We start from the raw sequence: 26,912 nt of genomic DNA, 5'->3' as shown, positions 1-26,912 counted from the left end.
GGCCTACCAAAGGTTTCCACCGTTTCGTTTCTAGAGCTGCTTCACGCAGCACAAGGTCCGAGGAGGACACCCCATGGCTGATAAGTCACTCAACAAGACCGAGCTCGTCGCCCAGGTCGCTGCTGCATCCGGCCAGACGCAGTCCGCTGTCAACGAGGTTCTCGACGCCCTCTTCGCAACGCTCGCGGAGTCGGTCGGCAACGACGTCAAGGTCACCATCCCGGGATGGCTCGCCGTCGAGCGCACCTCGCGTGCAGCCCGCGCCGGTCGCAACCCGCAGACGGGTGAGGCCATCCAGATCGCCGCCGGTCACTCGGTCAAGATCTCCGCTGGTTCGAAGCTCAAGGCTGCCGCCAAGTAGTCTTTTCGATTCTTCATCCTCAGGGGTGTCCGCTACTCGCGGGCGCCCCTGAGGCCGTTAACGGGCTCCCTGTTCCGTGAGCTTGTCGAAGGGGTGCACCGCGACTCGGCGGAGAAGCACCTTTGATCACGCGGGAGGGCGCATCTGCGCCGACTCGATAAGGTGCGGTCGGTGCGCGCTCGCCGGTGGGCGGCGCGCGTCAGCGGGCGAGCGGGCGTCGGGGGCGCAGCGGCGTGCGGGGTGCCGACGTGGGTACGGCACCGGATGCCCGTGCCGGCGACGCGGGCGTGCGCCTGACCGCGGGCGCCAGCGGCTGGCGCGGCGCGCTGTCCGCGGGGCTCGGCGCCAACGATGTCCGCGGTGCGAAGCTCTCGATTCGGGCGATCGCAGCATCGAGGGCCGCCTCGAGGGGAGCCGTCTCCTCGAGCACGCGGCTCACGAGAAGCCCTCCTTGAAGCGAGGCGAGCAGACCGGCAGCGAGCGCGTCGGGATCGGCGTCCGGTCGCAGCGCGCCGGAAGCCTGCATCGCCAGGAGACCGGCTCGAACCGGGGCGAGCCAGAGCCCGAATCCGTCGACAAGCCCGGAACGGGCATCCGGATCGGTGTCGATGAGCTCGCTGGCAAGCGATCCGAGAGGCGACCAGCCGCGGAACCCCCGTCTGCCCGCGTGATCGACCACCGCGTCGCGCCAGGCGCGCAGCGACTCGATGCTGTCGACGGCGGCGAGCTGCGATTGCTCCTCGATGGCGACGACTGCCTCGTGCTCCACGACGGCACGCATCAGCTCGTTCTTGTCGGAGAAGTAGTGGTAGAGCTGCGAGGCGCTGACCTGCGCCTCGGCCCTCACCTCGTCGATGCTCGTGCGGGCGGCGCCGCGCTGCCGAGCGAGGGCGGCCGCGGCTTCCACAATGCGGGCGCGGGTCGCCGCTCCCTTCGCGGTGAGGGCGGGGCGTCGGGCAGGCAGCGTCGCAGTGCTCATGGGCGACGAGTCTAGATCGAGTGGAATGCGGCATCCATTTGCCACGCCGCGTGGGCGCGCACCCCGCGGGCGGGGCGCCCAGGAATGCCGCGTAAAGTTGACGGGTGCCGAGAGTCGTTCGAATCGTAGGTCCTGCCGTGCTCCTCGCGGTCGGTTTCGTGATGCTGCTCGTCGGCCTGCGCATTGCCGGCGGTGCGGATGCGCAACTGTTGCAAGATCCAGGCCCGGTCGTGCGCTACGGCATTCCGGTCACCAAGATGATCGTGAACCTCGGCGCTGCGGGAGTGCTCGGCGCTCTGATGCTCGCTGTCTTCGCGTTGCGCTCAGACAAGCCCGAGTTCAATCGGGCCCTCGACGTGGCTGCGGGCTCAGCTGCCATTCTCACCGTGGCTTCGGCAGCCACGGGGTTTCTCACCTTTCTGCAGCTCACGGTCAAGTCGGTGCGGTTCGACAATTCCTACGGCGAGCTGCTCGGTCAGTTTCTGACCCAGGTCGAGATCGGTCAGGCGTGGCTCATCACAACGCTGATCGCGGCCGCCATCACTGTTCTCTGTTTTGCGGTGCGCAATGTCACGGCCCTCGTCTTCGTGGGGGTGCTCGCGGTGGTGATGCTCGTGCCCATGGCGCAGCAGGGCCACGCAGCCGGAACAACAGGCCACGACGCCGCGATCACGGCGCTCGGACTGCACCTCGTGTTTGCTGCGGTCTGGCTCGGCGGTCTCCTCGTGCTGGTGATCATCTCGCCGCAGCTCGACAACGACCGCATGCTCTCGGTCATCTCGCGCTATTCGACCGTGGCGCTGGTGTCGTTCATCGTGGTCGCGGCATCCGGCTATGTCAGCGCCGAACTGCGCATCGGCAGCCTCGATCGTCTGCTCACGCCCTACGGGCTGCTCGTGCTCATCAAGGTCTCGGCGCTGATCGCGCTCGGCATCTTCGGTGCGGCCTACCGTCGCTCGCTCATCGGTCGTCTCGCCGAGTCGGGCCGACGCTACTTCTTCTGGAAGATCGCGGTCGTCGAGTTGGCCTTCATGGGCATCGCCTCGGGAGCCGCCGCCGCTCTCGGCCGTTCGGCCCCACCCGTTGACCAGGCCATCCCCGCCATCCGCACGCCGGCGCAGATCCTCACGGGCGAGCAGCTTCCGCCCGAGCTCGAATTCTCCCGCTACTTCACCGAGTGGAACTTCGACCTGCTCTGGATCCTGCTTTGCGGCTTCGGCATCGTCTTCTACCTGGCCGGCGTGCGCCGCCTGCGCAAGCGCGGAGACAAGTGGCCCATTCACCGCAGCGTCTTATGGGTGGCCGGCATGCTGCTGCTCTTCTATGTGACCAACGGCGGCGTCAACGTCTACGAGAAGTACCTCTTCAGCATGCACATGCTCGGACACATGACCCTGAGCATGATGGTTCCGTTGTTCCTGGTTCCCGCGGCTCCCATCACGCTCATCATGCGCGCGGTCGCCAAACGGCAAGATGGAACGCGCGGCGGTCGCGAGTGGGTTCTCCTGGCCGTGCACTCCAAGGTCGGCTCTTTCCTCGCCAATCCGATCGTTGCGGCCCTGCTCTTCGCCGGCAGCCTCTGGGTCTTCTACTACTCGCCGCTGTTCCGTTGGGCGACTGTCGATCACATCGGCCACGAGTGGATGATCGCCCACTTCCTCGTCACCGGCTACCTGCTCGTTCAGGCGCTCATCGGCGTCGACCCCGTGCCTTACCGTTTCCCGTATCCGTTCCGGCTGCTTCTTCTGCTCGCGGTCATGGCGTTCCACGCGTTCTTCGGGCTCGCGATGATGACCGGCAACGGGCTGCTGCTTGCAGACTGGTACGGCGCGATGGGCAGGCCGTGGGGCGTGAGCGCCATCGAAGACCAGCAGGCCGGCGGTGGAATCGCGTGGAGTGTCGGCGAGATCCCGACCGTCATCCTTGCGATCGCCGTCGCCATCCAGTGGAGCAAGCAGGACAAGAAAGAGACCACGCGTCGCGACCGCACAGCGGATCGCACCAACGAGGCCGAACTGGGCGAGTACAACGCGATGCTCGAGCGTCTCAACTCCCGTCGCTAGTTGAGCTGCGCAGCGTTCTCCGAGCGGGCCGCGAAGGTGATCTGCCCCGCGTCGTCGAGCGTGATCGCGTAGTTCAGCGAGAACGGAACGTCTTCGCTCAACGCCGACACGGTGCCATCAAACAGCGACTTCACCTGAACGTCGATGTGGGCCGCACCGGCGTTGTCTGCCAGAAGCCACGACGACGGACCGGCGACCACCTTGATCTGCGGATATGTCACGATCGACCAGCTCGGATCGCCCTCGATGCGATCGGTGATGCCCTTCGAGAATGGGCAGCCCACCGGATACAGCACCTTCTGCGCGGCGCAGTCGGCGAGGAAGCCGGTGAGCTGGTCAGACACGGCCTGCGTGAAGAGGTCGTTGGGGACGGCCTTGATGATGCCGTTCTCCGTCTGTCCTGGATCGGGCAGGGCCACGGCGACGGTGTCGCTCGTGAGGTAGTGCGACTCGTGCGAGAGAACCACGAGCGAGGGCACCAGCACGGTGAATCGTCCCCCTGCGCCGAATGCGCCGGCGCCGGCGCCGAGATCGGATGCGTCGAGCTCGCCTGTTCCGACGGTCACGCTGGTCGTGTTGGTCACCGCCAGCGAGAGTGTCGCGACGGGTGACTCTTTGAACCGCCACTGGCTGAAGACGCCGAAGTTCGTGCCGTCGCGCTCGACCACGAATTCGCTCTGTGTTCGTGCCGACTGCTGGTCGGCGCCCTGGAGCGTGTAGCTCGCCGTGACGCGGTGCACTCCCGAGCCGAGGTCGGTGTCGTCGGTCACACGGATTTTGCTGATGGTGCCGAGTGTGTTTCGCTTCAGCAGAGCAGCACCGGCCGAATCGGGCGTGAGACCGTCGGGAAGCTCGACCCCGGGCATCGAGAGAGCGCCGTCGACGTCGCGTGCTCCGAGCGTCTGTAGATAGGTGGTGACGAATCCGCTCGAGCCGAACACTGTGAGGTTGAGCGCAAGCACCCCGCCTGCGAAGACTCCGACGAGCAGCAGCAGCGCGCCGCACCAGGCCAACGCGACCTGCGTTGATGAGATGCGCCTCTTCTGCACATGCACATCCATGGGGTCAGTCTAGGCAATGCCGCCGTGGGCCAGCCGCGCCGGGTGACACGCCCGGTAGATTGGATGTCTTCCCCTCGTCGCCGTGCAGAGAAAGTCGTTCCGCGTGTCCCTTCCCGATCTGTCAGCCGAGCAGAAGCGCGTCTTCGATCTGATCGAGTCGACGAAGAACCACGTGTTCGTCACGGGTCGTGCGGGAACCGGAAAGTCCACGCTGCTCAACCACCTCAGCTGGAACACCGAGAAGCAGCTCGTGATCTCGGCCCCCACGGGAGTCGCCGCGCTCAACGTCGGCGGGCAGACCATTCATTCGCTCTTCCGGCTGCCGATCGGGGTCATCGCCGACTCCGACATCGAGCAGAACGGCGACGTGCGCAAGATGCTCAACACCATCGACACGCTCGTGATCGACGAGGTCTCGATGGTGAACGCCGACCTGATGGATGCGATCGACCGCTCCCTGCGCAAGGCCCGGCACAAGCCGACTGTTCCGTTCGGCGGAGTGCAGGTGGTGCTGTTCGGAGATCCGTACCAGCTGGCTCCTGTTCCGGGAGATGCAGATGAGCGCGCCTACTTCACCGACCACTATCGGTCGATGTGGTTCTTCGACGCAAAGGTGTGGAGCGAGGTGTCGCTCACGGTCGTCGAGCTCACCGAGATCCACCGCCAGCACGACGATGATTTCAAGTTCATGCTCAACGCGGTGCGCCACGGCCAGGTGACGAAAGAGATAGCGGATGCGCTCAACGGCGCGGGATCCCGAACTCCTCCCAGCGACGGCACGATCACCCTGGCCACGCGCAATGATGCGGTGAACCGCATCAATGCGGAGGCGCTCAAGAGGCTGCCTGGAAAGGTGCGCACGGCGAACGCCGAGGTGTCGGGCGACTTCGGAGGCCGCAACTACCCGGCTGAAGAGGCGCTCGAACTCAAGGTCGGCGCACAGGTCATGTTTCTGCGCAACGACTCCGAGCAGCGCTGGGTCAACGGATCGGTCGGCGTGGTCTCGAAGATCAGCAAGGCCGGTTCGATCTGGGTCGAGATCGACGGCGAGGTGCACGAGGTCGACCCGGTGAGCTGGGAGAAGCATCGCTACTCGTATTCGGCCGATGATAAGAAGCTCACCAAAGACGTAATCGGCGAGTTCACGCAGTTCCCGCTGCGCCTCGCGTGGGCCGTCACCATTCACAAGAGCCAGGGCAAGACCTACGACCAGGCGATCGTCGATCTGGGCCAGAGGGTGTTCAGCGCGGGGCAGACCTACGTCGCGCTGTCACGACTCACGAGCCTCGACGGTCTGTACCTCACGAGGCCGCTGAGGCCGGCCGACATCTCCGTCGATCCCGCGGTGCGGCGGTTCATGTCGAGAGGGCAATAACCTCTCCAGAAGATGACGAAAATTTAGTACGAACTGTAACGTTCTGCTACTGTCTGAGAATCTGCCTACAACTGCAGCTCATCTTGTTCGGTCCTCGTTGCAGGGATCGTCATCGTCACTCAAGGGGACCCATCAGTGCATAATTCGCGCCTTCGTGCAAAACTCACCACGGGCATCGCCACGTTGGTCATCGGATTCGTCGGCATCGGCGTCGTCGCCGCTCCTGCTGCTGCTGCCGGAGGGCGTTCCCTGCCCGCGGGCTCGTCGCTCTACGCTCTGTCGTGCGATGAGGGCATTCTTAACCCGCAACTCTTCTCGATCGACGCTGCGACGGCGGGTGCAACGGCTATCGGCGCAGCCACGTCGGAGGAGAATGCTTGCGCGGGCCAGCCCGCATGGAACCCTCTTACGTCGACGGCCTATTTCGTGAGCTGGGGCCCCGACACGACGCTCGGCACGGTCGATCTCACTACCGGCGCCAGCGCGACTGTCGCGCCGTTCACCTTCGAGGGTGGCGGCGAACGTGTCGACTCTCTGGCCATCGGACTCGACGGGGCAGCGTTCGCGATCTCGGGCGATGAGCTGTTCACTGTTGACCTCACGACCGGTGAACTGGCCGAAGTGGGCCAGCTCGGCGTCGTCGGACTCTACGGCTTCGCGGTCGACCCGACGACCGGTGACTTCTTCGCGATCAGCCCTGAGGGCCTGCTCTACTCGGTTGACGTCACGACCGGTGCCGCGACGTTGGTAGGAGACACCGGCCTCAACAGCGGCTCGTTCAACGCCCCGTTCTCGCTGCAGATCGACTCCGCCGGAATTCTCTGGATCGAAGGCGACTCATTCGAGCCCGACCTCGGCTTCGTCGCGAACCTGTGGAGCGTCGACCCCGCCGATCTCTCGAGCAGTTCTGTTCTCTCCGGCGCCATCGCTGTCGGTGAGGATCCTGTCTACTCAGAGGCGCTGCTGTTCGTGCCGGCTCCGGTCAAGCCGGTCGTTCCGGTCGCTCCTGTCGTCGAGCCCGCCGTGGTCGTTGCACCGGTCGCACCGCAACTCGCGAACACCGGTGTCGACGCGGCTCCGATCGCAGCGGGCGGAGCGCTTGTCGCACTGCTCGGCCTGGCGCTTCTGGCGCCCGCCATCCGTCGCCGCGCCGCTCGCTGAAGCATCCGCGCCCGTTCGGCGCATCCGCCCCCGTTCGACCGGGCGCGGATGCACCGAACGGGCGCGTTTGTGTGCGCCGCCAAAAGCGAGCGAAACTACCACGAACCGTCACGTTCTGTTACTGTCTGAGAATCTGCCGACAACGGCAGTGATTCTGTTCGATCCCCACGAGGTGGGTCGTCACCATCATCCGGGGGATCCATCAATGCATAACTCGCGCCTTCGGGCAAGAATAGCCGTGGGCGTGGCAACGTTCACCATCGGCCTCGTCTCGATCGGCATCGTCGCCGCTCCTGCATCGGCAGCCTCGGGCCGCACGCTTGCCACGGGCTCGCTCCACGCGATCTCGTGCGACGAAGACGTGAACGCTCTGACGCTGTTCTCGATCGACGCGGCGACAGCAGCCGCTACTGCCATCGGCGATGGCGCTCCGGAGTCGGAAGCCGAATGCGCACTGCAGGCCGCTTGGAACCCCGTCACGTCGACCGCCTACTACTCCGCCGAGGGCCTCGAACCGGCGGTCCTCACCAGGATCGATCCGAAGACTGGAGACAGCACCCCGGTGGGAATGCTCGCGCTCAACGGTGAGCGCAACGGCATCGATTCGATGGCCATCGGAAACGACGGTGCGGCGTACGCGATCCAGGACGACACGCTCTACTCGCTCGACCTCGACACGGCCGCGCTGACCAAGATCGCCGTACTCGGGACTTCTGCCCTGCTGGGGTTCTCCGTCGATCCCACGACTGGACTGTTCTACGCGATCAGGCCCGGAGGACAGGTGTTCACTATCGATGTCGTGGCGGGAACCGCGACGTTGGTCGGAATTGTCGATGTCGACGGCGGTATCTTCTCTCTGCAGATCGACAGGGCCGGCGTCCTATGGATGGAGGTGGACTCCGGTGAGGACGAAGTAGAAGGCCGGACCGGAGACCTCTGGAGTGCAGATCTCGCCGATCTCGCCGGCAGCTCTCTCCGCTCGGGCACGATTGCCGACGCAGAGCAGACCATCTACATCCAGTCGCTGCTCTACATACCCGGCCCGGTCGTACCGGTCGAGCCGCCGGTTGTGCAGCCGCCCGCCGTGGCCCCGGTCACGCCGGTGACCCCGCCCGCGCCGAAGCTCGCGAACACCGGTGTCGACGCGGCGCCGATCGCCGCGGGTGGAGCGCTGGTCGCCATGCTAGGCCTGGCGCTGCTGGTGCCTGCCATCCGTCGTCGCCGCGCGAACGTTTAGACTCGCTCAACCGAACGGCCCCCGGCGCTCTGCGCTGGGGGCCGTTTCTGTTGTTGGACGGTCGGCGCTCGTGCTCAGGAAAATACGGCCGAATCTCGTCAATTCGTACGTGGAACCCTCGTTACTCCTGAGTTACATCGGTGGTTAGCGGATGGCGGCGACGATCACGTTGGCCAGGTCGCGCGGGCGCGAGAACTGCGGCCAGTGGCCGGTTGGCAGCTCCACGATTCCCACCTCGTGGATGCGCGGCAGCTCAGCGAAGTACGGCACCCCGGCACCCATTCCGCGACGTAGCTCCTCGGCGCTGTAGGTGCAGGTGATCACGGTGACGGGAACCTCGTAGCGGGCCTCGTTCGTCAGCACCTGCGGGTCGCGGGCGACCCGCGTCGGGGTGGGCACGGCGCGGGCGCGGAAGTTCGCGAGATCGGCGTCGTCGAGTCCGGTCAGCTCAAGGTCGTCGAAGAAGTCCCAGGCGGGCAGGGGAAGTTCGCCGTTCACCTCGGGGATGTTGGCGTTGATCTCCATGCCGTCGGGGGTGGGCCCGCTGTCGACATAGACGGCATGCCGGATGCGGTTGGGGTGGCGGTCGACGACGGCGTGGATCACCGAGCCCCCTCCGCTGTGGCCCACGAGCACGATATCGCCGTCGAGCGCGGTGATGTACTCCTCGACGAAGCGGATGTGGTCGTCGAGCGTGATGCCGGCGCGGTCGGAATCAACCGAGTCCATGCCGGGCAGGCTGAGCGGATGCGGAGTGTGACCTGCCGCCTCGACGGCCGCGGTCACAGGAGCCCATGACCACCCGCCGAGCCAGAATCCGGGAACGAGAACGATGTGCATGCTGGCCACGATACGCCCGGAACGGAAGGGAATGGGTGTCGGCCTCAGCGCAACTGCGTCAGCGTGCGTACTGCTTCTGCAGTCGCAGCGGCGGCCGTCTCGACGTCGGCGGCGGTCGTCGCGGGCGAGAGGCTGAAGCGAACGGCAGTCTGCGCATCCGCCGGATCGATACCCAGCGCGAGCAGCACAGGCGACGGCTCGTCGCTGCCGGCGGCGCAGGCCGATCCGCTCGACGACACGACGCCGCGCTCCTCGAGCCCGAGCAGCACGCCCTCGCCGCTCGTTCCGGGAAACAGGAACGAGGCGATCGACGGCAGCCTGTGCTCGCGTGAACCTGTGAGCATCGCCGAGGGGAGCGCCGCCTCGATGCGCGCAATGAGCTCATCGCGCAGCCCGACGACCCGCTCGGATGCCTCGGTGCGGTCGGTCTCGGACAGCTCGACGGCGGTCGTCAGCCCCACGGCCGCGGCCACATTCTCGGTGCCGGATCGCCGGCCTCGCTCCTGGCCTCCGCCGTGCAGCAGCGGTTCCAGAACCACCCGGGAGCGTGCGGCCAGAGCACCCACGCCCTTCGGCGCACCCACCTTGTGACCCGAGATCGACACGGCGTCGGCACCGAGCGCATCCAGACTCACGTCGAGCCAGCCGGCGGCCTGTACGGCGTCGACATGCATCACGGTGCCGGCGTTGTGCGCCAGAGCGCCGATCGCTGCTGTGTCCTGCAGAGTGCCGATCTCGTTGTTCGCCGCCATCACGCTCACGAGCGTTGTGTCGTGCCGCAGCAGCCCGGCGAGGGCGTCGAGGTCGACCCGGCCCGTCGCATCCACCGGCACGAACGACACATCGAAGCCGTGCACCCGGCGCAGAAAGTCGACCGACTCGAGGGTGGCCTCGTGCTCGATCGGCGTGGTCACGATGTGGCGCCCGCGAGGCTGCCCCAGCGCGATGCCCTTGATCGCGAGATTGATGGCCTCGGTGCCGCCCGACGTGAAGGTGATCTCGCTCGGTCGAGCGCCGAACCAGGCGGCGAGGCGAGCGCGCGCGTCGGCCAGGGCTCGCGAGGCCGAGTCTCCGAGAGCATGGTGGCTCGACGGATTGCCGAAGTCTCCTGTGAGGTACGGCCACATCGCCTGAAGTACCTCGGGGCGAACAGGCGAGCTTGCGGCATGGTCGAGGTAGATCACGCGTGCTCCTGGGCGCCCACTCCGCCTCTCACACCGGCGGATGCTACCGGGCGCGACGAATGTTGCCCGGCGACCGGCCACATCCGTCGCTCTGGGCAACAGGCGTGGCCCCGGGCGCACGCTCTGCTCATGCCTCCACCTGCAGATCGAGTCCCAGGTCGAGAGCTCGCGCGCTGTGGGTGAGAGCGCCGACCGAGATGATGTCGACTCCTGTCTCGGCGATGGCGCGCACCGTTTCGAGGTTGACCCCTCCGCTGGCCTCGACCAGCGCCCGCCCCGCCACGATCGCGATTCCGGCGCGTAGTTCGTCGAGCGAGAAGTTGTCGAGCATGATCGTGTCGACCCCGCCCGCGAGTACGGGCTCGATCTGGTCTAGGCGATCGACCTCGACCTCGAGGTGGGTGGTGTGCGAGATGCGGGCCCGGGCGCGAATGATCGCGTCGGTGAGCGAGACACCGGATGCCGTGAGCACCGCGAGGTGATTGTCTTTCGCGAGCACGGCGTCGCTCAACGAGAAGCGGTGGTTGCCGCCGCCGCCGCTGCGAACCGCGTGCCGTTCGAGCGCGCGCAGGCCTGGAGTCGTCTTGCGGGTGTCGACGATGCGGGCTCGCGTGTCCGCGACGGCGTCGACGTAGCGCGCGGCGACGGTGGCTATTCCGCTCATGCGCTGCACGAGGTTGAGAGCGACGCGCTCGCCGAGCAGTACACCGCGCGCCGGGCCCGAGACCGTGGCGAGCACAGCCCCGGCCTCGAAGTGCTCGCCGTCTTCGAGAAGTACTGCAGTGGTGGTCGACTCGTCTGCCGCGAGCATCGTTCTCGAGAAGACCTCGCCGCCTGAGAACACTCCGGGCTCGCGGGCCACCAACTGGGCGGTGGCCGTCGCGCCGTCAGGAAGGAACGCGTCGGAGGTCGCATCGCCCCACGGGGCATCCTCGGCCAGAGCGGCGATGACGACGCGGTCGATCGCCTGGGGTGTGAGCAGCATGTCAGTGTCCTTGGGTCTGGAGCGTGAGTGCGGTGTCGCCCGGGATCTCGCCGGATGTGCGGCGGGCGATCCGGTGAGACGGCTGGCGATGGGCGATGGGGTCGGTTTGGGAGAAGTCGCTTCGAGAGTGCGCGCCGCGCGACTCGTGTCGAGCCTGCGCCGCGCCGACGAGCGCCTGGGCGACGATGAGCAGGTTGTCGGTTTCGATCTGCTCCCGGCTGTCGGCACGTGCGGTGGATGCCTCGGCCCAGATCCGCAGGCGGGCTGCGGCCGTGGCGAGACCAACGCCGGAGCGGGTCAGTCCGGCAAAGCTCCACATGAGTGCTTGCAGTTCGGAGCGGTTGACGGCTCCGACACCCGTTCCCTGAGCCTGTCGAAGGGGGGCGTCCATCCCTTCGACAAGTTCAGGGAACGGGGTGTTCGACAGCGCCGCTGCCACGCGGCGGGCGAAGACGGCGCCCTCGAGCAGGCTGTTCGAGGCGAGTCGGTTGGCGCCGTGCACTCCCGTGCACGCCGCTTCTCCCACAGCGAAGAGCCCCGCGTGTGAGGTGCGGCCGTCGAGATCGGTCGCGATTCCACCCATGTAGTAGTGCGCCGCCGGAACCACGGGGACGAGTCCGCCGGCCAGGTCGAAACCGGCCGCCGCGCACGCCGCCATGATCGTGGGGAAGCGGGCGGTGAGCGTCTCGCGGCCGATGCCACGGGCATCCAGATTCACGGGCACGCCGTTCTGCTTCGCCATCTCGGCCGCGATCGCCCGCGCAACGACATCGCGCGGGGCGAGCTCGGCATCGGGGTGCACACTCACCATGAACCGTTCGCCGCGCTCGTTTCGCAGCACGGCTCCCTCACCACGCACGGCCTCCGACACAAGGAAGTTTCCGGGCGCCGCGAGCGTGGTCGGGTGGAACTGGTAGAACTCCAGATCGGCGGTGGCCACGCCGGCTCGCAGCGCCGCCGCGAGCCCATCGCCCGTGGCGATCAGGGGATTCGTCGTGTGCGAGTAGAGCTGCCCCGCGCCTCCGGTGGCGAGCACGACGGCGTCGGCGAGCAGAACCTCGCGCCCGCCGTCACTCCGCAGCACCTCGATGCCGACGACCCGACTGTCGGCATCCGCGCCGGCTGGGGCCATGCGCGCCTGGTCGACCGGCAGCGGATGCGCCAAACCAGCGCGGATGCCCGCGGCATCGGCGAGCACCAGGTCGGTCAGCGTGGTGTGTTCGCGGATGGTCACGGCGGTGCCACGAACCGCCGCGACCAGGGCCGCCTCGATCGCGGCGCCTGTCGCGTCGCCGCCGGCGTGCAGCACCCGGGCCCTGGAGTGTGCCGCCTCGAGAGCGCGGTCGGGCTCGGCGCTGCCTGGCAGGTGGTCGAACCGCACGCCCCATTCGATCAGGCTCTGGATGGCCGCCGCTCCTTCGTCGGCCAAGACGTGCGCGGCCGTCTCGTCGGTCAGCCCCGCGCCCGCCCGGATCGTGTCTTCGGCGTGCAGGATGGCGCTGTCGTCGAGCGCGGTCGCCGCCGCGATGCCGCCCTGTGCGTAGCGAGTGTTGCTGTCGGAGAGTGCGCCCTTGGTCACGAGGGTCACGTCGTGGCCGTGCAGCTGCGACGCGTGCAGCGCGGTGGCCAGGCCGGCAATGCCGCTGCCCACGATCAGAACGTGGGCCATGTCAGCGCCCCGCTCCGGCGGGCGTCTGCGGAGCGGGAGCCGACGCGGGCGGCCGGGCCGCGAGCATCCGTTCGAGGGCGACGGTCGAGTCGGCGATCACATCGTCGGCCACCTGGATGCGGTTGAGAACCACGCCATCGACCAGGCCTTCGAGCACCCAGGCGAGGTAGCCGGGGTGGATGCGGTACATCGTGGAGCAGGGGCAGATCACGTCGTCGAGGCAGAAGATGGTGTGCTGCGGGTACTCGGCAGCCAGGCGGTTCACGAGGTTGATCTCGGTGCCGATGGCGAAGGTCGAGCCCGCCGGCGCGGCCTGGATCGCCTTGACGATGAAGTCGGTCGACCCCGCCGAGTCGGCGGCATCGACGACGGCCATGGGGCACTCGGGGTGCACGATCACCTGAACGCCGGGGTACTCGGCGCGGGCCTTCTCGATCTGAGCCGGGGTGAAGCGCTTGTGCACCGAGCAGAAGCCGTGCCAGAGCACGACCTTCGCGTCGACGAGCTCGTCGGCCGAGTTGCCGCCGAGCGGCTTGCGCGGGTTCCACATGGGCATCAGCTCCACGGGGATTCCCATGGCCTTCGCCGTGTTACGTCCGAGGTGCTGATCGGGAAAGAACAGCACCCGCTGTCCGCGCTCGAAGGCCCACTCGAGCACCGTCGCCGCGTTCGACGACGTGCAGACGATGCCGCCGTTGCGGCCGCAGAACGCCTTGAGCGCGGCCGAGCTGTTCATGTAGGTGACCGGAATCACGGGAACCCGACCATCGGCATCCGGCGCTGTGCCGTAGATCTCGGTGAGCTGCGCCCATGCGTCTTCTACCGAGTCGATGTCGGCCATGTCGGCCATGGAGCATCCGGCGGCGAGGTTGGGCAGGATGACCGCCTGCGACGGCTTCGACAGGATGTCGGCCGTCTCGGCCATGAAGTGCACGCCGCAGAAGACGATGGCCTCGGCGTCGGGCTTGGCCTTGGCCGCGTTCGCAAGCTGGAACGAGTCGCCCACGAAGTCGGCGTACTGCACCACCTCGTCGCGCTGGTAGAAGTGGCCCAGCACGACCACCCGCTCGCCGAGCGTCTCTTTCGCGGCCCGGATGCGGGCATCCAGTTCGTCGGCGCTCGCCGTTGTGTACTCGACGGGCAGGCGCCCCTGCACCGGCGATCCGGTGGGGATGACGTCGGTCATGGATGCGCCGGGGCCGTAATTCGGAATGCCGGCGTCGAAGCTCCACGGCTGCAGGGCGAGGTCGGGCGTGCAGGTGCTGTTACCTGCGGAGCCGGCCGCCTGTTCACGGGTCAGGAGCTGGATGGTGGTGTCGACGGATGTCATGGAGTTCTTCTTCGTTCGTTGAGCCTGTCGAAGCGGGTGGGCCGTTCCCTTCGACAGGCTCAGGGAACGGGGTCTTCTATTGGAGTGGGCCGCTGTCGGCGAGGTCGATCGACCCGTCGTAGCGGTAGAGGCGAGCGGGGCGATGCCGCGCGCCGGTGACGAATTCGCCCGTGGGGACGACCGTCTTGCTGGACTCGATCGTGCGACGGAAGTTCGCCGGGTCGAGGGGTTTCTGGCGCACGGCCTCGTGCACCTCTCGCAACTGAGCGAGGGTGAACGTGTCGCCCAGAAATGCGTGCGCGATGCGGGAGTACTCCATTTTCGTGCGCAGTCGCCACAGGGCGTAGTCGACGATCAGGTTGTGATCGAAGGCCAGCTCGGGCAGTTCGTCGGTCGACAGCCAGGTCACGTTCTCGCCCACCGTCGCGCGCGCAGCCTCGTCGCTCTCGACCAGTGCCCAGTAGACGATCGAGACGACGCGCTGCCCGGGAGAGCGGCCGACCTTGCCGAAGGCGTAGAGCTGCTCGAGGTACTTGGGCGTGAGGCCTGTGGTCTCGAGAAGGTGATCGCGCGCCGCCTCCTCGAGGTCGGCATCCACCCGCAACGGGCCGCCGGGCAGAGCCCATCGGCCCTCGTCGGGTTGCCGGATGCGGCGGACGACGGGGATCCAGACGGTGCTTATTCCCGTGGCCGGATCGGAGCGCAACGCGAAGATCACGGTGGATACCGCGACGCTCGCCTGCTGCTGGCTCATGGCCGTGCCGATCGTGTCATGACTTAAGGTAGCGATGACTTTAAGTGCTGAAATCAGCTTAGTGTCACAATGACCCGAACGCAAACGCGCAATGGTGGGCGCGGATGGCGGGCACCCGCACTGAGGCGGACGCGCCGCTTCGAGCTAGGCGGCTGCGGTCGCCTTCGCGTTGGCGAGGTCGACGAACAGCTCGGTGTTGAAGCGGTACGCGACCAGAACCTCGTCGATCACGCGGTCGCGTTCTGCGTCGTCCCATCCCGTCGCATCCAACTGCGCGCGGTAGGTCTCTTTGAACTCTTTCGGCTTGGCGATGTCACCGAAGAGGTAGAAGCCCACGCCGTTGGTCTCGAAGCCGAACTGGCGCTGCATGAGCGTGCGGATGATCTGGCCACCCGAGAGATCGCCGAGGTAACGCGTGTAGTGGTGCGCGACGAAGCCGCCGTTCCAGGTCGCGGCCACCTCGTTGATGCGTGCCACGTAGCGGGCTGTCGTCGGCAGGGGGACGATCTGCTCGCGCCAGTCGTCGCCGATGAGGAAGCGCAGGTCTTCTTTGATGGCAGGAAGGCGGGTGAGCCTCGAGGTGATGAAGGGCGCGGCGACCGGGTCGTTCTTCATGCGGTCGGCGGCCACTTCGATGGCCTCATAGATGAAGAAGTGCTGTGCGACGAGCGCGATGTAGTCGTCACGCGTGCCCTTGCCGCTCATGAGGTCGCCCATGAAGCTGGCGCCCTCGCTCTCGCTGTGACTGGTCCAGGTGCGCTCGCGGAGAGCTTGCGAGAAGGGAATGACGTTGGTCACGATGACGACTCCAAAAAAGTGGGGTTCTCTAGCCGTGAGGTTAGGTTGTCCTTACTTTATCGGACGCGCCTGTGGCATTGCTAGACGTAGTTCAGCTCAGTGCGGGCGCGGCTCAACTCCGAGGCGAGCGCAGGCTCCCCATGTCGCTTACGCTGGCGAAATGAGTTGCAAGCGACGCGCAGGGGCGCTCGGAGCGCTAACGGCCCTGGTGATGCTGCTGACCGCCTGCGTTCCCCAGTCTCAGACTCGCCCTGACGCAACCGGGGGAGCGACTGCGGCGCCCACTGGAGACGCGACGATCGCCTCCTCGCCCGCGCCTGTCGCGCCAGGTGCAGAGGTAGCCTCCGCGGTGTTCACGCCCCGACCGGGCTCGCAGGCCTCAGGATCCTTCACGGTCGTAGCGAGCGACGAGCCCGACGCGTACCAGATCATCACGCACGACCTCGCCGCACCGGCGGGTAGCGAGCTCACCCTCCTGCCCTACACGATCGATGCCTCGCAGCCCTGCGCGGATAGCGGGTTTCGATTCTCGCTCGGTTCCGTCGACTCTATGGATCCGGGATCTCAGCTGCTGCTCCCCGATCTCACCCAGGGTGACCCGAGTTTCTTCGGCTCTGCCGTGCTCACTCTCTACAGCGATGCCGATCGAGAGCAGAACGACTGCCTCGCCACTGTGGTTGCCTCGGCCCCTATCGTGTGGACGATGAGCCCGCGGCGACCAGATCTCAAGGTTGCTGACACTGGTCAAACGGCAGGTGCGGCGGGGGTCGTCGCGGTCGACGACTCGGGCGCGGCCATCAGTTATACCGTCGCCCCGGGAGACACGTTGAGCAGCATCGCGGAGAGGTTCGGTATCTCGGTCGACGACATCTTCTACCTCAACCCGTCGCGTGGTCTGGCTCCCCAGGATCAGAGCGCGTACACGGGCGAAGTCTTGAACCTCTCACTCGCCGACCGCTGAGGCTACGGCCTGCTCTGTTGTTCTTCGGTGTCTTCGTGCGGGCTCAGTGCGGGCGCGGCTCAACTCCGAGGCGAGCGCAGGCGGCGTCGTAGAGGGCGACGACCTCGCGGCGCACCTCGCCGCGCTCGGTGATCGGACCGGCGGGCCACGCGATGCGCACCTCGCTCGTTGCCCCGTTGGCGGTGGCGTCCCAGGTCGCGACCGAGCCGTCGAAACCCGTCATCACGGCGGAGGTCGCCGCGGGGTTCGCGAACGCTCGCACGATGAGCAGATTGTCGTTCGTGTGGTCGCCGTTCATGTGCTTCAGGATGGCTGAGACGACGTCGGGGCTGAAGGTGCTCATCCGTCGAGCGTATACGCCGGGCGCAGGTCGGCACGAAGTCGACGACGCCTGGCGCAAATGGCATGGCGGGGCCGCTTGGCGTATCCATAAACTCGGCCCATGCCTATCGTTCCCGAGACCAAGAGCTGGACCTGGGTGCTCGAAAAGCCGTGCCCCGAGTGCGGTTTCGACGCTTCCACCACCGACGCGCGCGAGGTTGCCGAACTCACCCGCCTGAACGCGGCCGCCTGGCCCTCTGCGCTCCAACGAGCCGACGTGAGAGAGCGACCGGATGACAACACCTGGTCACCGCTCGAGTACGCGGCGCACGTGCGCGATGTGTTCACGATCATGCGCGGGCGCCTCGAGCTGATGCTCACCGAGAACGACCCCCTGTTCGTCAACTGGGATCAGGACGCGACGGCTGTGGAGGAGCGTTACAACGAGCAGGATCCGATCGTGGTCTCGGCGCAGCTGGTCGAGGCGGGTCACGCGATTGCCGGCGCCTTCGACGCCGTGCCCCCGGATGCCTGGGGCCGGTCGGGTAGGCGCGGCGACGGGGCGAGTTTCACCGTCGAAACGCTGGCGCAGTACTTCATCCACGATCCCGTGCATCACCTGCACGACGTGTCGGCGGGCTAGAGCCAGCCGTTCGTCTCGGCGATTCGCGCCGCATCCGCTCGATTGCGTGCGCCGGTCTTGCCGATCACCGCCGACAGGTGGTTGCGCACCGTGCCCTCAGACAGATGCAGGATGCGCGCGAGATCGGCGATCGATCCGCCCGTGCGCGCGGCCGCCAGCACATCGGTCTCGCGCTCGGTGAGGGGCGAGTCGCCCTGAGCGAGAGACTCGGCGGCGAGTGAGGGGTCGACGACCCGGAAACCGTTCGCAACTCGACGCACGGCGTCGGCCAGCTGGGCCGATGGGGTGTCTTTGACCACGAAACCCGAGGCTCCCGCCTGCATCGCCCGCACGAGGTAGCCGGGGCGGCCGAACGTCGTCACGATCAGTACTCGACAGTGCGGAACCGCCTCGCGCAGTTCGGCCGCGGCCGCGATTCCGTCGATGCCGGGCATCTCGATGTCGAGAAGAGCCACATCAGCGGCGGACGCCCTGGCGGCATCCACGACCTCATCGCCGCGCCCGACCTCGGCCACCACCTCGATGTCTGCCTCGAGCGAGAGGAGGGCGGCCAGCGCGCCGCGCACAAGGGCCTGGTCGTCGGCGATCAGCAGCCGGATCATGGGCGTTCTCCTTCGTTGTCCGCCGGCGACGTCGCCGTTGCCGGCAGGGTGGCGGTCAGGGTGAAACCACCGAGCGCCCCCGATCCGATGTGCAGCGATCCGCCGGCCGACTCGACTCGCTCCCGCAGGCCACGCAGTCCCGTCGACGATGCCGACCCGACCTCGATGGCCGCACTGGGCCCCCGTCCGTCGTCGTCGATCGTGACGCGGTTCTCCGAGAGATGGATGCGACAGCGCGACGCCCCCGCGTGCCGCACGACGTTCGTCACGCCCTCGCGGATCACCCAGCCCACGAGTTCGCGGTGCTCTGCTGCGACGGTGTCGGTCGACGACGGCAGTTCGGCCTCCACTCCCGCCGCGGCGAGCGCCCCTCGTGCGGCCGCGAGTTCTCCGCTCGCTGTGGTGCCGCGCACGCCCGACACGGTCGCCCGCACATCCGCCAGTGCGCCGCGTGCGATCGTCTCGACATCCTCGATCTCGGAGCGCGCCCGCTGAGGGTCGGCATCCATCAGGCGTGCCGCGAGTTCGGATTTGACCGTGATGACCGTGAGCGAGTGACCGAGAATGTCGTGGATGTCGCGCGCAACGCGACTCCGCTCGCGCTCCGCAGTCACCGCTTCAAGCTCTGTCTGGGTGGCGCGCAGCTCGTTGATGACGGCGATGGTGCGGGCGAACGCGGCCATCATGAGCGAGATAGACAGAATGATGACCGGCTGGATCAGAAGCGCGTCCGACCACGGCTGGGTCAGTGTTCGCACCATGAGCGCGACCACCGTGAGCGCGCCGATCGCCGTCATGGTGAATGTCCACGAGAAGACGCACATGCCGATCATGACGCCCGGGTAGGTCCACAGCCCGACGGTGCCGGCGCCGAGCCAGGGTGCGAAGACCAGGGTGAAGGCGAATATGGCCCCGCACACGACAAGCCGACCCCGGGTCGAGAGTGTCCAGGCGACAGGCGCAGCCGCGAGGAAGCAGAGGCTGAAGATCACGACCAGGGTGATACCCGCGGTGCTCTCGAGCGCCGAGGTGGAGTGCCGCACGATGTCCGGAATCGTCGAGTAGACCCAGAAAAGTGAGAACGCCGCCCCGAGGTACCAGCTGTACGCGCGGGGCGACGTCAGGGCTGAAGGGAGGGCCGTCGTCGGATCCGGTCCCGCGCTCGCCGACCGGATCGGCCATCCCGGCCCGAATCGGCGCGGTTCGTGGATCTTCGTCACCCGCCCACCCTAAGTGCCGCGAGCGACGACGGGCCAACGCGCCCGTCGACCCTCGCCATCCTCACACCCGCTTCGTGTCGCGTCGGAAGAAGACGACGGTGCCCACAAGGAACACCGCGAACCAGACGAGGGCGTTCGCGAGGGCCGCGAGGTCGAAGCCGTCACCGGTCAGCGGGGCGCGGGCCAGTTCACTGATGCCATAAACCGGCGTGAAGGCCGCGATCGTCTGCATGAAGTCGGGCATGCTCGAGACGGGGTAGAAGAGCCCCCCGATGAAGGCGAGCAGCACGATGGCAAGGCTCGTCACCTGCGCCGCATTCTCACCCGGCACAAGGTATCCGACCATGAGCCCGAGCGTCGTGAAGACCGCGCTGGCAAGCAGCCATCCCACGAGGCCCGTCGAGATCCACTGGGCAGCGGAGAGTTGGATGCCGCTGATGGCACCCACCAGGTAGGTCGAGACCACGGCGACCAGGCCGAGCACCATTCCCGCGATCATCTTGATGATCACGTTCACCAGCGGGTTCAGCGGGGTGAGGCGTAGCTGCCGGCTCCAGCCCTGGGCGCGTTCGACGGCGACGGATGCGCCGGTCTGGGTCGCTGACATCATGGCGCCGTACATCGCCATCGACACCATGATGAAGGCGGCGACCGAGGTTCCTCCCGCGGCGACAGGGGTGTCGGTGAGGGAGAGATCGCGCATCGGATAGCCGATGATGAGGAACATCACCACGGGAAAGAGAAGGGTGAAGATGAGCGTGCGCCGGTTGCGGAGCTTTCGCGCCAGCTCGATGCGCAGGTAGGTCAGAGTGAAGCCACCGAACGGGGGAACCTTGCGGTCGAGCTGCACCCGACCGATCGACACCCGGGCGGCCTGCTCGGTGTTTGTATCGGTGGGCGTGACGTCGGTGGTCATGCGGAGACTCCTTCTGACGTGAGGGCGAGAAAGACGCTTTCGAGGTTCTGGCTCGTGATCTCGATGTCGCGAGCCGACGTGTGGGTGAGCAGGTGCCGGGCGAGGGCGTCCGAGTCGCTCGTGTGCAGGGTGATTCGGTCGCCTTGCACAGACACGTCGTCGACCGAGGGAAGGGCTGCGAGCGCGGCGGGGTCGGCATCCGGCACCGTGGCTCGCACGATGCGCCCGGAGACGAGGTTCTTGATCTGGGCCGTCGCGCCGTCTGCCACGATCGTGCCCCGGCTCATCAGCACGATGCGGTCGGCATACTCGTCGGCCTCGTCGAGATAGTGCGTGGCGAAGAGTACGGTGCGGCCGCGCTCCGCATCGGCACGGATGGCGTTCCAGAAGGCTCGTCGTCCCTCGACGTCCATGCCCGTGGTCGGCTCGTCGAGAATCAGCAACCCCGGGTCGGAGAGGAGTGCCATTGCGAAGCGCAGGCGCTGCTGCTGGCCTCCCGAACACAGGCCGACCCGTCGGGTGGCGATGTCGGCGATGCCGGCTCGCTCCAGCACCTCGGCCACCGGCCGGGTGTCGGCGAAGAGACTGGCAGTCAGGTCGAGCGTCTCGCGCACGGTGAGGTCTTTGAGGAGGCCCCCGGTTTGAAGCACGGCCGAGACGAGGCCTCGCGAGATGGCGGCGCGCGGGGCGAGTCCGAAGACTTTCACGTCACCGCTGTCGGGAGGGGTGAGGCCGAGCATCATGTCGATAGTTGTGGTCTTGCCGGCGCCGTTCGGCCCGAGGAACGCGACGATCTCGCCGGGCTGTACGGTGAGGTCGACGCCGGTGACGGCGCGCACGTCACCGAAGCTCTTCGTGAGTGCCGCCGCTTCGATGGCTGGGATGGAGGGGAAGGTCATGGCTCCAGCCTGGTTGCTGGAGCCGTCTGGTACGTCTGAGGACTGTCACGATCAACCCATGACATCCGTCACCCCCTAGACGATCCCGAGTCGGTGCGCGATATCGGCCGCAGCCTTCCGAGAGTGCACTTCGAGCTTGCGGTACAGCCTGCTGGCCGTCGTCTTGACCGTATTGTGGCTCACGAACAGAGCTTCGGCGATCTCGGGTAGAGAGCGGTTCGAGGCGAGCTCGATGAGAACCTGGCGTTCACGACGACTGAGCTGGGCCAGAATCACGGAGCTGCGGGAGATGGGATCATTGTCGAGCCCAGAGAGCTGAGACGGCAGATCTGTCCCGGCAAGATCGGCGAGCTGCACCAGCTGGTCTCGCGAGATCGTGGTGTAGGCGCTGTACAGACGCTCGCTCTCGATAGCCTCGTGCGCAGAGGCGAATGCGATCACGGCCGCGTCGTTCCGGTCGAGGCTGAGTCTCGCCGCGGCCGTCAGCAGCAGACCGATCGCCTGCAGGCGCGGTGCGGAGTCGGCCTCCAATGCGCGGCCTCCCTCGAGCAGCACCTCGTGCATGCGTCCCTCTCGATAGGCGACATGTGCCAGCACGAGATGGTCTGCCGCGGTAAGCGTCATCGTCGCCGAGTTGCGAGGCATGCCGCGGTCGCGGAGGGTGGCCACGCGCTCCAGCGCCGAGCCGAGATAGCGTCCGTTCGATCCCCCGGTCAGCAGCCCCTCGGGCCTCGCCCGCAGCTGCTCGTCGATCGCGCGCACGACTTTCGCCGCGTCGTCGGGCGAACGGGCGATCCACGACCTCAGCCAGATCTCGGCGGCCCAGTACTCGCCCACGGGAGCGTCGGTCAGACGCAGCAGATGAGCCGCAGCTGTGGAGTAGTCGAGTCGATCGGCGGACACCAGGGCCTGGGCCAGATGCAGCGGTGCGTCATATCTCTGCCCCTCCACGGACACGCCGATGGCCCGGGCAATCCAGCGCTCGGCCGTATCCAGTCGCCCCTGGTCGGCGTGCATCCATGCCAGTGATGCTGCCGCGCGTCGGGCGATGAGCGGCTGGGAGGTCAGATTGGCCAGCTCCCATGACTCTTCGTATTCGCGCGCTCCGCCCGCGTCGGCCAGGTCGAACGATCGACCCCATTGAAAGAGGAGATGAGGCAGCGTCATCTCGATCACGGGTTTATGCCGAGGTGGCAGCTCGTCGAGCAGCCGCCTGGCCTCGGCTGCGGAGCGGACAGACTCCGCCAGCTGGCCCTGCGTGCGATGCCCCGCGGTTCTGCCTGCCGAGCCGATCAGCCGGTCGAGGGCCTCTCTTTCTTGAGGTGTTCTGCCGGTCACGTCGTGCGCGAAGTCATGAAAGCTGCTGGGGTCGCCGCCCGCGATGAGGTGCTTCAGATAGTTGACGCCGATGAGGAGGCTGGGCATCGACACGAAGGCCTCGCCCGGAAGAGACGAAATCGAGGCGAGGAGGACTTCCGGGTGGGTATCGACGAAGCGATCCCAATGGGCGGTTTCAAGCTCGAGTCCGGCCCGCCAGCCCTGTTCCGCGGTCAGCGCGGCAACGGCTTGCGGCAGAGCCTCGGGCGACAGGTAGCCGCCCGAAACCATGCCATCACTCGAGAGGGCGTTCTCGACGCCCCCGAAACTTTTGGTCACTGTGTGTGCTTCTTTCTTGGCGCGCTCAGTCGAGCAGTTGACCCTGCATGAAATAGGTCGACCGAGCGAAGGCGAGCGCAGCGGCGTTCTTGTCGAGCACGGTCGAGATCGTCGCGTTCGCAAAATAGCGTGACGTGCCGATGTAGTTGTGCCGGGTCACCGGCGTGCCGACCTCCTTGAGGCGGCTGATGAACAGATCGGCGGCCAGGCCCGAACCCCATTCGTCGAACTCGGAGTAGTGCAGTGCGACCGGGCAGGGAACGATGCCGCCTTCCGTGTCGTCGAGACCGGCGTAGTAGGCGACGACCGCGTCGACCGCGCCCTCCTGAGCGCTGCGCAGCGCCAGCCGGCCGCCCATTCCCATGCCGATGATGCCGATGCGCGCCGCGCCGGAACTGCGACCGAGAGCGATGGCGTCAGACAGCGTTGCGCTGGCGAAGCCCTCGTCGAGGCGTGATCGGAGCAGCTCCACGCCCTCAGCGTCGACGGCCGCGACGCCGTTGAAGAGGTCGGGCACGATCACGAAGAATCCCTGTTTCGACAGGGCGGTGGCGTAGGCCTCCAGGTATGGCAGGCGCCCATAGTCATCGTGCACCAGCACTACCGCAGGCAGTCCCTCCGTTCCGAAGACGAGAGGCCACCCCGGGGAGGGGATGTCGACGAGCTCTTTCACGAGGAATCCTCTCTTTATTCTCTTTTGAAGTCTAGCGAGCGAGTCTGTGCGTGCCGTCAGCCAGGCCTGTCCGGGCGGGGATTGCGTACCGTAGTCAGGGTGACCAGACCCGCTCCCCTCGTTTTGTCCTCCGTCGATGCTCAGCTGACCGCACTGATCCGAGAGCTTCCCCGAGGAACGAGCGGACGCGTGATCGTGGGAATCTCCGGATCGCCCGGCTCGGGCAAGTCGACGCTGGCACGAGCGCTCGTGCGGGCGATCGGCCCGGGAGCGGCGTATCTGCCGATGGACGGCTTTCATCTTGCCGACGAGCAGCTTGCGCGCCAGGGCCTCCTCGAGCGCAAAGGCGCCCCCGAGACGTTCGACGCCTTCGGCTACGCGCGCCTCCTCGAAACCCTGCGTGTTCGGCCTCAGCACACGATCTACGCGCCCGACTTCGATCGCCGTCTCGAGCAGCCGCTCGCAGGGGTCAGCGCCATCGAGCCGCGCGACGACATCATCGTGACGGAGGGCAACTACCTGCTGCTCCCCGGCGAGGCCTGGAGCGCGGTGCGTCGACAGCTCGACACCTCGTGGCACGTTGTCACAGAGTCGGCTCTCCGGCAGCAAAGGCTGATCGCACGGCACGAGGCATTCGGCAAGACTCCGGATGCGGCGCGCGAGTGGGTGCGGACCGTCGACGAGCCGAATGCGCGGCTCATCGAGACGCGCGAGGGTGCAGCCGATCGCATCCTGGATCTGACGGAGTGGGTGCCCGGCCCCGAACTCGTGTGAACCGCCGCGGCCCGTCGGGCACTCGGGGAACGGGTACGGTCGAGCCATGTACTCGACACCGTGGAGGCACCGCGTCGCCCTTGCCCTCGCCGCCTGCCTTGTCGTCGCGATAGGGCTGGATGCGCACGCCGTCGAGGGCCCGGTGGCGGCATTCGCCGCAGACTCGTTGTACACGGTTCTCGTCTACCTGATCCTTCGTCTGATCTTCGTGCGGGCAGGGCTCTGGATGCTCGCGGTCGCCGCATTCGCATTCAGCGCGGTCATCGAGGTGCTCCAACTCTCCGGGCTTCCCGAGCAGTGGGGAGACGCGTTTCCCCCGGCGCGGCTCGTACTGGGAACATCGTTCTCGGCCACAGATCTCGTCTCATACGCGATCGGCGCGCTCGCGATCTGGCTGGCGGATCGCGCCGTGCTCGGCGTGGTCGAAACACGGTCGAGTCGGTCTGCGCGTTCTCGTGCATGACAGGATGAGGCATGCCCGTCGTTGAGTCCCGCTGTGTCGTTCCGGTCGATGTCGAGACTGCTTTCGCCATCTCGCAGACGACGGGTGAGATCCGCAAGCGCTGGGACCCGTTCATCAGAAAGCAGTACTTTCTGCGTGGGGCCACCGCGCCGGCGAAGGGCGTGCACACCTACACCGTGCAGCGTTTCGGCTTTCGCATGGAGAGCGAGTACGTCTCATATAAGCCTCCGTCTAACGTGGGCATGAAGATGACCAAGGGGTCGTGGTTCTTCGAAAAGCTCGGCGGCGGATGGCGTTTCACTCCCGTCGACGGAGCTCCCGGCCGCACGCTGGCCGTTTGGCGCTACAACTTCACGTGTCAGCCGAAGTGGCTCGCCCCTCTCGCGGAACGCATCGGCGCCGTTGTCCTTCAGCGAGACATCGACCGTCGCATCCGCGGTTTCGCGCGGGGGTGCGAAGATCCAGTCGTGCTGGCCGCGGTTGCGCTCTCCTCCTGAATGAGTAACGGCTGCCTCGCCGCGCGTACTCAGACATGAGCGCGCCCGAGCCGGGCGTCACCTGGGGAGGCGACGCCCGGTTCGGGCCTAGCGGACTCTTGGCTGCTAGACGCGAGCGCTCTTCCTGCGCGACACGATCGTCAAGGCGAGGCCGGCCAGCAGCAGAAGCGCGATTGCTCCCGCGAGCGGTGCAGCGGAAACGCCGGTGAGGGCGAGGCCCGATGCGTTGCTTCCGCCGGTGTATGCCGAGGCCGAGTAACCCGCTGCGGTGACGCTACCTGCGGCCACCGCGGTGGTGGTGGTCGGCGTGCCCGGGTCGGTTGGAGTCGTCGGGTCGGTCGGGTCCGTCGGGTCCGTGGGATCCGTCGGGTCCGTGGGGTCGGTCGGCGTCGTCGGTCCGGTGGGGTCAACGACCGTCGGGTCGCCAATCACCGTGATCGCGTTGCCGCCCAGGTCGATCGGCAGGTTGATCACCGGAATGATCTGCGTTCCGCCTCCGATGCTTCCGTCGCCGCCGGTGGTGTTCTCAGACGAGCCGCCGGTGCTGCCCCCGGTGAGGTCCGATCCCGTGGTGGTCGGGTCGCCGATCAGTGTGATGGCGTTGCCGCCCACTGTGACCGGTACGCCGACGACGGGAACGACCTGGGTTCCGCCGAGGATTCCGTCGTCACCCGAGGTGGATGCGCCGGTGCCGGTCGTGCCGGTTCCGGTGTCGCCGGTGGTTCCGCCGGTTGTCGAGGATCCGGTGGACTCCGAGTCGCCGATCAGCGTGATGGCGTTGCCGCCCACTGTGACCGGTACGCCGACGACGGGAACGACCTGGGTTCCGCCGAGGATTCCGTCGTCACCCGAGGTGGACGAGCCGGTGCCGGCGGGAGCGTCGGACGCCCCACCCGCGGTGCTCGCGCCACTCGTGCTGTCTGTGCTGCTCGAGTCGCCGACGACAGTGATGGCGTTGCCGCCGACCGTGATCGGAACTTCGATGTTCACAAGACCCTGCGTTCCGCCGAGCAGCGAATCCGTTCCGACGGTGGTGGCGGGTGCCGATTCGGCCTCGGGCGCGGGAGCGGCCTCGGTTGCACCGGACTGCTCCGAGTCGCCGACCACGCTGATCGCGTTACCCGACACATCGATCGGGATGGCGACATCCACGATGGCCTGGGTGCCGGATGCGATCCCGTCGTCGCCGGATGTCGTCGCCCCGTCCGCGGGTTCAGCGGCCGGTGCTGCCGGCTCAGCGGCGGGAGCCGCGGGGGCCACCTCGGGAGCAGTCGATGTGGCATCCCCGAGGATGCTGATCGAGTTGCCCGACAGGTCGACCGGAACCTCGAGGCCGATTGCGGCCTGGGTTCCCGAGAGCAGGCCATCGTCGCCTGATGTGGTGTCTGCAGCGTTCGCTGCAGCTACGCCGAGGCACGAGAGGCCACCGACGAAGAGGGTGAAGTACAGCCCTCTCAGAACAATTTTCTTCATGATGATTCAACTCCAAA

At 66.9% G+C, this 26,912-nt stretch carries 27 protein-coding genes; 10 read left to right on the top strand and 17 right to left on the bottom strand.

The window, feature by feature from the left end; all coding sequences use genetic code 11:
• Positions 1-73 precede the first annotated feature (73 nt).
• Positions 74-361 (top strand): HU family DNA-binding protein, encoded by a 288-nt coding sequence (locus TZ00_RS17615; RefSeq protein WP_044443721.1) that lies wholly within the window; start codon positions 74-76, stop codon positions 359-361.
• 199 nt (positions 362-560) lie between these two features.
• Here the strand turns inward: TZ00_RS17615 and TZ00_RS17610 are convergent, their stop codons facing one another.
• Entirely contained in the window at positions 561-1,340 is a 780-nt protein-coding gene (locus TZ00_RS17610; RefSeq protein WP_084606277.1) for a TetR/AcrR family transcriptional regulator, read from the bottom strand.
• Between the two features lie 104 nt (positions 1,341-1,444).
• On the opposite strand from TZ00_RS17610, the gene TZ00_RS17605 reads away from it, so the two are divergent.
• Positions 1,445-3,403 (top strand): bifunctional copper resistance protein CopD/cytochrome c oxidase assembly protein, encoded by a 1,959-nt coding sequence (locus tag TZ00_RS17605; RefSeq protein ID WP_238579749.1) that lies wholly within the window; start codon positions 1,445-1,447, stop codon positions 3,401-3,403.
• On the opposite strand, the gene TZ00_RS17600 is transcribed toward TZ00_RS17605, so the two are convergent.
• On the bottom strand, positions 3,400-4,464 hold the full coding sequence (locus TZ00_RS17600) for a hypothetical protein (RefSeq protein WP_044443720.1): 1,065 nt from the start codon (positions 4,462-4,464) through the stop codon (positions 3,400-3,402). The genes TZ00_RS17605 and TZ00_RS17600 overlap by 4 nt on opposite strands.
• A gap of 103 nt (positions 4,465-4,567) precedes the next feature.
• On the opposite strand from TZ00_RS17600, the gene TZ00_RS17595 reads away from it, so the two are divergent.
• The 3 genes from TZ00_RS17595 (at position 4,568) to TZ00_RS17585 (ending at position 8,237) form a co-directional block, all read left to right on the top strand.
• Positions 4,568-5,839 (top strand): ATP-dependent DNA helicase, encoded by a 1,272-nt coding sequence (locus tag TZ00_RS17595; RefSeq protein ID WP_044443772.1) that lies wholly within the window; start codon positions 4,568-4,570, stop codon positions 5,837-5,839.
• Between the two features lie 135 nt (positions 5,840-5,974).
• On the top strand, positions 5,975-7,000 hold the full coding sequence (locus tag TZ00_RS17590; RefSeq protein WP_044443718.1) for a DUF6923 family protein: 1,026 nt from the start codon (positions 5,975-5,977) through the stop codon (positions 6,998-7,000).
• A 244-nt stretch (positions 7,001-7,244) separates the two neighbouring features.
• A complete protein-coding gene (locus TZ00_RS17585; RefSeq protein ID WP_152631256.1) occupies positions 7,245-8,237 on the top strand; it encodes an NHL repeat-containing protein in 993 nt (330 codons plus the stop codon).
• A gap of 144 nt (positions 8,238-8,381) precedes the next feature.
• On the opposite strand, the gene TZ00_RS17580 is transcribed toward TZ00_RS17585, so the two are convergent.
• The 7 genes from TZ00_RS17580 to TZ00_RS17550 all read right to left on the bottom strand — a co-directional run bounded on the left by TZ00_RS17580 (position 8,382) and on the right by TZ00_RS17550 (position 15,797).
• The gene (locus TZ00_RS17580) at positions 8,382-9,077 is read right to left on the bottom strand and encodes an alpha/beta fold hydrolase (RefSeq protein ID WP_044443771.1); all 696 of its coding nucleotides are present in this window, start codon (positions 9,075-9,077) and stop codon (positions 8,382-8,384) included.
• Between the two features lie 44 nt (positions 9,078-9,121).
• Entirely contained in the window at positions 9,122-10,261 is a 1,140-nt protein-coding gene (locus tag TZ00_RS17575) for a cysteine desulfurase family protein (RefSeq protein WP_044443716.1), read from the bottom strand.
• 127 nt (positions 10,262-10,388) lie between these two features.
• The gene (gene nadC, locus TZ00_RS17570) at positions 10,389-11,243 is read right to left on the bottom strand and encodes a carboxylating nicotinate-nucleotide diphosphorylase (protein WP_044443770.1); all 855 of its coding nucleotides are present in this window, start codon (positions 11,241-11,243) and stop codon (positions 10,389-10,391) included.
• Positions 11,244-11,247: 4 nt separating this feature from the next.
• Positions 11,248-12,915 carry an L-aspartate oxidase gene (gene nadB / locus TZ00_RS17565; protein ID WP_044443715.1) on the bottom strand — a complete coding sequence of 556 codons (1,668 nt, stop codon included), beginning with the start codon at positions 12,913-12,915 and terminating at the stop codon, positions 11,248-11,250.
• Between the two features lies 1 nt (position 12,916).
• Complete coding sequence (gene nadA / locus TZ00_RS17560) at positions 12,917-14,245, bottom strand: quinolinate synthase NadA (protein WP_044443714.1); 1,329 nt, start codon at positions 14,243-14,245, stop codon at positions 12,917-12,919.
• Between the two features lie 76 nt (positions 14,246-14,321).
• Positions 14,322-14,999 carry an NUDIX hydrolase gene (locus tag TZ00_RS17555; RefSeq protein WP_044443713.1) on the bottom strand — a complete coding sequence of 226 codons (678 nt, stop codon included), beginning with the start codon at positions 14,997-14,999 and terminating at the stop codon, positions 14,322-14,324.
• Between the two features lie 144 nt (positions 15,000-15,143).
• Entirely contained in the window at positions 15,144-15,797 is a 654-nt protein-coding gene (locus tag TZ00_RS17550) for a biliverdin-producing heme oxygenase (protein ID WP_044443712.1), read from the bottom strand.
• A 160-nt stretch (positions 15,798-15,957) separates the two neighbouring features.
• Here TZ00_RS17550 and TZ00_RS17545 point away from each other — a divergent pair, with 160 nt between their 5' ends.
• Entirely contained in the window at positions 15,958-16,758 is an 801-nt protein-coding gene (locus TZ00_RS17545; protein WP_161793795.1) for a LysM peptidoglycan-binding domain-containing protein, read from the top strand.
• Positions 16,759-16,801: 43 nt separating this feature from the next.
• Here the strand turns inward: TZ00_RS17545 and TZ00_RS17540 are convergent, their stop codons facing one another.
• Positions 16,802-17,101, bottom strand: coding sequence for a DUF2470 domain-containing protein (locus TZ00_RS17540; protein ID WP_044443710.1), 300 nt, complete (start codon positions 17,099-17,101; stop codon positions 16,802-16,804).
• Between the two features lie 99 nt (positions 17,102-17,200).
• Here TZ00_RS17540 and TZ00_RS17535 point away from each other — a divergent pair, with 99 nt between their 5' ends.
• Positions 17,201-17,722, top strand: coding sequence for a DinB family protein (locus TZ00_RS17535; protein ID WP_044443709.1), 522 nt, complete (start codon positions 17,201-17,203; stop codon positions 17,720-17,722).
• Here the strand turns inward: TZ00_RS17535 and TZ00_RS17530 are convergent.
• The 6 genes from TZ00_RS17530 to TZ00_RS17505 all read right to left on the bottom strand — a co-directional run bounded on the left by TZ00_RS17530 (position 17,719) and on the right by TZ00_RS17505 (position 23,688).
• Positions 17,719-18,324: a response regulator transcription factor gene (locus TZ00_RS17530; RefSeq protein ID WP_044443707.1), complete on the bottom strand. Its 606-nt coding sequence runs from the start codon at positions 18,322-18,324 to the stop codon at positions 17,719-17,721. The two genes, TZ00_RS17535 and TZ00_RS17530, sit on opposite strands and share 4 nt — an antisense overlap.
• The gene (locus TZ00_RS17525) at positions 18,321-19,544 is read right to left on the bottom strand and encodes a sensor histidine kinase (RefSeq protein WP_052521684.1); all 1,224 of its coding nucleotides are present in this window, start codon (positions 19,542-19,544) and stop codon (positions 18,321-18,323) included. The genes TZ00_RS17530 and TZ00_RS17525 overlap by 4 nt, the downstream gene beginning before the upstream one ends.
• Before the next feature lie 61 nt (positions 19,545-19,605).
• Positions 19,606-20,460: an ABC transporter permease gene (locus TZ00_RS17520; protein ID WP_052521683.1), complete on the bottom strand. Its 855-nt coding sequence runs from the start codon at positions 20,458-20,460 to the stop codon at positions 19,606-19,608.
• Positions 20,457-21,359 (bottom strand): ABC transporter ATP-binding protein, encoded by a 903-nt coding sequence (locus TZ00_RS17515; protein WP_044443705.1) that lies wholly within the window; start codon positions 21,357-21,359, stop codon positions 20,457-20,459. Before TZ00_RS17515 ends, TZ00_RS17520 begins: the two co-directional genes overlap by 4 nt.
• A 75-nt stretch (positions 21,360-21,434) precedes the next feature.
• Entirely contained in the window at positions 21,435-23,015 is a 1,581-nt protein-coding gene (locus TZ00_RS17510) for a response regulator transcription factor (protein ID WP_152631255.1), read from the bottom strand.
• Positions 23,016-23,040: 25 nt separating this feature from the next.
• Positions 23,041-23,688 (bottom strand): dienelactone hydrolase family protein, encoded by a 648-nt coding sequence (locus TZ00_RS17505; RefSeq protein WP_044443701.1) that lies wholly within the window; start codon positions 23,686-23,688, stop codon positions 23,041-23,043.
• Between the two features lie 99 nt (positions 23,689-23,787).
• Here TZ00_RS17505 and TZ00_RS17500 point away from each other — a divergent pair, with 99 nt between their 5' ends.
• Genes TZ00_RS17500 through TZ00_RS17490 form a run of 3 tightly spaced genes read left to right on the top strand, consistent with a single transcriptional unit; the run spans position 23,788 to position 25,422 of the window.
• A complete protein-coding gene (locus tag TZ00_RS17500) occupies positions 23,788-24,462 on the top strand; it encodes a nucleoside/nucleotide kinase family protein (protein ID WP_238579748.1) in 675 nt (224 codons plus the stop codon).
• A 46-nt stretch (positions 24,463-24,508) separates the two neighbouring features.
• Positions 24,509-24,925, top strand: coding sequence for a ribosomal maturation YjgA family protein (locus TZ00_RS17495; protein WP_044443699.1), 417 nt, complete (start codon positions 24,509-24,511; stop codon positions 24,923-24,925).
• Positions 24,926-24,936: 11 nt separating this feature from the next.
• Positions 24,937-25,422 carry an SRPBCC family protein gene (locus TZ00_RS17490; protein WP_044443697.1) on the top strand — a complete coding sequence of 162 codons (486 nt, stop codon included), beginning with the start codon at positions 24,937-24,939 and terminating at the stop codon, positions 25,420-25,422.
• Between the two features lie 105 nt (positions 25,423-25,527).
• Here the strand turns inward: TZ00_RS17490 and TZ00_RS17485 are convergent, their stop codons facing one another.
• On the bottom strand, positions 25,528-26,895 hold the full coding sequence (locus TZ00_RS17485) for a chaplin family protein (RefSeq protein ID WP_044443695.1): 1,368 nt from the start codon (positions 26,893-26,895) through the stop codon (positions 25,528-25,530).
• Positions 26,896-26,912: the final 17 nt, after the last annotated feature.

The sequence above is a fragment of the Agreia bicolorata genome (assembly GCF_000938265.1).
Lineage (GTDB): Bacteria > Actinomycetota > Actinomycetes > Actinomycetales > Microbacteriaceae > Agreia > Agreia bicolorata.
The sequence above is the reverse complement of the archived record's forward strand: the minus strand, read 5'-3'. Positions and strand labels throughout refer to the sequence as shown.

Coding starts and splice junctions, on each gene's coding strand:
- TZ00_RS17615 (WP_044443721.1), top strand. CDS start 74: ATGGCTGATAAGTCACTCAACAAGACCGAGCTCGTCGCCCAGGTCGCT.
- TZ00_RS17610 (WP_084606277.1), bottom strand. CDS start 1,340: ATGAGCACTGCGACGCTGCCTGCCCGACGCCCCGCCCTCACCGCGAAG.
- TZ00_RS17600 (WP_044443720.1), bottom strand. CDS start 4,464: ATGGATGTGCATGTGCAGAAGAGGCGCATCTCATCAACGCAGGTCGCG.
- TZ00_RS17580 (WP_044443771.1), bottom strand. CDS start 9,077: ATGCACATCGTTCTCGTTCCCGGATTCTGGCTCGGCGGGTGGTCATGG.
- nadB (WP_044443715.1), bottom strand. CDS start 12,915: ATGGCCCACGTTCTGATCGTGGGCAGCGGCATTGCCGGCCTGGCCACC.
- nadA (WP_044443714.1), bottom strand. CDS start 14,245: ATGACATCCGTCGACACCACCATCCAGCTCCTGACCCGTGAACAGGCG.
- TZ00_RS17555 (WP_044443713.1), bottom strand. CDS start 14,999: ATGAGCCAGCAGCAGGCGAGCGTCGCGGTATCCACCGTGATCTTCGCG.
- TZ00_RS17545 (WP_161793795.1), top strand. CDS start 15,958: ATGAGTTGCAAGCGACGCGCAGGGGCGCTCGGAGCGCTAACGGCCCTG.
- TZ00_RS17540 (WP_044443710.1), bottom strand. CDS start 17,101: ATGAGCACCTTCAGCCCCGACGTCGTCTCAGCCATCCTGAAGCACATG.
- TZ00_RS17535 (WP_044443709.1), top strand. CDS start 17,201: ATGCCTATCGTTCCCGAGACCAAGAGCTGGACCTGGGTGCTCGAAAAG.
- TZ00_RS17530 (WP_044443707.1), bottom strand. CDS start 18,324: ATGATCCGGCTGCTGATCGCCGACGACCAGGCCCTTGTGCGCGGCGCG.
- TZ00_RS17520 (WP_052521683.1), bottom strand. CDS start 20,460: ATGACCACCGACGTCACGCCCACCGATACAAACACCGAGCAGGCCGCC.
- TZ00_RS17515 (WP_044443705.1), bottom strand. CDS start 21,359: ATGACCTTCCCCTCCATCCCAGCCATCGAAGCGGCGGCACTCACGAAG.
- TZ00_RS17495 (WP_044443699.1), top strand. CDS start 24,509: ATGTACTCGACACCGTGGAGGCACCGCGTCGCCCTTGCCCTCGCCGCC.
- TZ00_RS17490 (WP_044443697.1), top strand. CDS start 24,937: ATGCCCGTCGTTGAGTCCCGCTGTGTCGTTCCGGTCGATGTCGAGACT.
- TZ00_RS17485 (WP_044443695.1), bottom strand. CDS start 26,895: ATGAAGAAAATTGTTCTGAGAGGGCTGTACTTCACCCTCTTCGTCGGT.